6 protein-coding genes are annotated in these 2,597 nt (G+C 33.7%); all 6 read left to right on the top strand.

All coding sequences use genetic code 11. The features are described 5' to 3' along the window. Positions 1-61: 61 nt before the first annotated feature. From AN959_RS19085 to AN959_RS19060, 6 genes are read left to right on the top strand one after another with little or no spacing between them, the layout of a single operon-like run. On the top strand, positions 62-274 hold the full coding sequence (locus tag AN959_RS19085) for a helix-turn-helix transcriptional regulator (RefSeq protein ID WP_053591508.1): 213 nt from the start codon (positions 62-64) through the stop codon (positions 272-274). Beyond that, the gene (locus AN959_RS19080; protein ID WP_056833093.1) at positions 271-678 is read left to right on the top strand and encodes a hypothetical protein; all 408 of its coding nucleotides are present in this window, start codon (positions 271-273) and stop codon (positions 676-678) included. Before AN959_RS19085 ends, AN959_RS19080 begins: the two co-directional genes overlap by 4 nt. A 17-nt stretch (positions 679-695) precedes the next feature. Beyond that, a complete protein-coding gene (locus tag AN959_RS19075; RefSeq protein WP_056833091.1) occupies positions 696-1,169 on the top strand; it encodes a low molecular weight protein-tyrosine-phosphatase in 474 nt (157 codons plus the stop codon). Between the two features lie 40 nt (positions 1,170-1,209). After that, positions 1,210-1,641, top strand: coding sequence for a MarR family winged helix-turn-helix transcriptional regulator (locus tag AN959_RS19070; RefSeq protein ID WP_056833089.1), 432 nt, complete (start codon positions 1,210-1,212; stop codon positions 1,639-1,641). 10 nt (positions 1,642-1,651) lie between these two features. Continuing rightward, positions 1,652-2,110, top strand: coding sequence for an SRPBCC family protein (locus AN959_RS19065; protein WP_056833087.1), 459 nt, complete (start codon positions 1,652-1,654; stop codon positions 2,108-2,110). A gap of 13 nt (positions 2,111-2,123) precedes the next feature. Then, positions 2,124-2,558, top strand: coding sequence for a GNAT family N-acetyltransferase (locus AN959_RS19060; RefSeq protein WP_231687489.1), 435 nt, complete (start codon positions 2,124-2,126; stop codon positions 2,556-2,558). The last annotated feature ends 39 nt before the right edge of the window (positions 2,559-2,597 follow it).

The raw sequence follows: 2,597 nt of genomic DNA, 5'->3' as shown, positions 1-2,597 counted from the left end.
TTTAAAAAATAATATTTTATTCTATATGTAAAGATATCTTTACGTTTTTTGGAGGCAAGAGATGACGAAGGTAATTAATCATATTAAGGAAATTCGATTACAAAAAGGAATCACACAGATTCAGATGGCAGAGGATTTGCAAATTACAAGACAAACAATAACGGCAATTGAGAACAATAAATACAATCCCAGTTTAGAGCTTGCGCTAAAACTGATTAAATATTTTGATGTACCAATTGAGAAATTGTTTTACCTAAGGGAGAGTGAAAAATGAAGAAACGCTATGAAGTCATTATTTATGCAGTTGTAATAGGTGGTATGTTTATTGGTGGGTTACTTGGTGTTTATCTTGTTGGAAAAGAAGAGGGGAACTTTAGTTTTGATTTACTGATCCCTATAACAGTAGGCATAGTTGGTGGTTTCATCATTTTCCTGCTTATTTCGAAATGGCGTCAGAAACGGAATGGAAAAATGCCTGATGTGGATGAACGTACTCTATTACTAATGAAAAAATATTTCTCGATTGCCCTGTATGTTGTTCTATTAGGCAGTGGTGCTCTTCTACTCATTCTATTCGCAATGGGTGTAGAAACAATTGAAACAGGTATGCTTATTGTTTATATGATGGTGGTATATTTTCTAATAGGAATTGGGGTATTTGTTACAAAACTAATATAGAAAGGATGAAATTAGAAATGATTAACGTGTTATTTGTATGTCTAGGGAATATTTGTCGTTCTCCAATGGCTGAAGCGGTGTTTAAAAATTTAGTTGAAAAAGAGAATTTAAATGAAAAGATTCAAGTAGATTCTGCCGCAACGAGCTCATGGCATATTGGTGATCCCCCACATAAAGGGACGATTTCCAAACTAAAAGAATATAACATTTCAACAGAAGGAATGGTCGGTCGACAGTTAGAGAAGACTGATTATGAAAAATTTGACTATATTATTGGGATGGATGCGAGTAACGTGACAAATATTCGAGAGATACTTGGTCAACCAGATCATCCAAAAATAATACGTTTTTTAGATTTAACAGATCACAAAAAAGATGTGCCCGATCCTTATTACACTGGAGACTTTCAAGAAACGTATGACCTTGTAATAGAGGGGTGTCAGGCACTATTAAATAGTATAAAGTCGAATCACGAAGATCAGTTCAATTGACTGTTCGGAGGAATTAAGAAAAAGTATGGGAGTTGAGTAAATGAAACCAGATATTTTTAAGGTAATAAGAACTCTTGAATTATTCTCGAATGAAGCAATTATTAGATGGACAAAAGCTTTTGATAAAAATATCGGACTTTCCCCAATTCTTGTTTTAGCAGAATTAAGAAAAAAAGGACCGCAAAAGTCAACTGTCTTGGCGTCTACTTTGGGATATACGCCTGGTGCGATTACAAATACTTCTACAAAACTGGTGAAGGAAGGTTATGCAGAGAGAGTTTATAATGAAGAAGATCGAAGAAATGTTTTAATTAGTATAACTCCTAAAGGAGAAGCCCTACTCCAAGAAGCAAGGAAAAAAGGGGAGGAATTACATATGGAACTCTTCCAAGTATTAAATGACGAAGAGCTTCAACAGCTGTTGACTTTATATGAAAAAATATTGAAAAATCTTGATCATGAGGAGAAATAAGAGGTTAAATATGCCTGTTATAAGACATACAACGTATATTATAGCTCCTATAACTACGTGCTTTGATTTAGCTAGAAATGTTGAGATTCACACTAAAACTACGGCAAAAACAAATGAAAAGGCGGTTGCCGGCGTGAAAACTGGACTGCTCAATTTGGGTGATAGTATCACTTGGGAAGCAACTCATTTTGGTTTTAAACAAAAATTGACTGCTAAAATAATTGAAATGAACATGCCATTTAGATTTGTAGATGTAATGGTAAAAGGAGCATTTCATTCATTTACGCATACGCATGAGTTTGTCGAATTTGATACGGGAACAATGATGACTGATACATTTGAATATAAAGCTCCTTTCGGGTTTATAGGGATAATGGCAGATAAATTGTTTTTAGAAAAATACATGAGAAATTTTATATTAGTTAGAGCAGATGAGTTGAAGAAAATTGCAGAAACAAAACATGTTTAGGGAGGAAAGGTACTTGGACTATATTTATTATGAAGGAATACCAAAAGCTTCCGTACTAAATGGGATTATGGATTTACATGAGCATGTTTTTGAAGGGTCGCAGCTTCGTGAAGAGAAATTAGCAGAAAAAGAAAATTTGATAATCTTTGTTGCTTGTGATCGAGAACGGGTTGTTGGATTTAAAATTGGATATAAATATTCAAGCGATACCTTTTATAGCTGGTTAGGTGGTGTTCACACTGACTATCGGGGAAATGGAATTGCATCCGAGTTAATGCGGAGACAGCATGCACTTATTAAGTCGTTGGGTTACATAAATGTACGAACTATTTCTCGAAATATTAAACGGGAAATGCTTATATTAAATATTAAGTTTGGTTTTAACGTAATAGAAACTTTTGTGAGCGAAAAAGGGAAACATAAGATTGTGTTGGAAAAAGAGCTCTAATTATTCTAGAATAATTAATAGAATTTTTACTATAAATTA

Source organism: Psychrobacillus sp. FJAT-21963 (genome assembly GCF_001420585.1).
In the GTDB taxonomy this organism is placed as follows: Bacteria; Bacillota; Bacilli; order Bacillales_A; family Planococcaceae; genus Psychrobacillus.
The sequence above is the reverse complement of the archived record's forward strand: the minus strand, read 5'-3'. Positions and strand labels throughout refer to the sequence as shown.

Bases quoted from the DNA above. Each gene is read 5' to 3' on its own strand.
- AN959_RS19085 (WP_053591508.1), top strand. From the start codon at position 62: ATGACGAAGGTAATTAATCATATTAAGGAAATTCGATTACAAAAAGGA.
- AN959_RS19080 (WP_056833093.1), top strand. From the start codon at position 271: ATGAAGAAACGCTATGAAGTCATTATTTATGCAGTTGTAATAGGTGGT.
- AN959_RS19075 (WP_056833091.1), top strand. From the start codon at position 696: ATGATTAACGTGTTATTTGTATGTCTAGGGAATATTTGTCGTTCTCCA.
- AN959_RS19070 (WP_056833089.1), top strand. From the start codon at position 1,210: ATGAAACCAGATATTTTTAAGGTAATAAGAACTCTTGAATTATTCTCG.
- AN959_RS19065 (WP_056833087.1), top strand. From the start codon at position 1,652: ATGCCTGTTATAAGACATACAACGTATATTATAGCTCCTATAACTACG.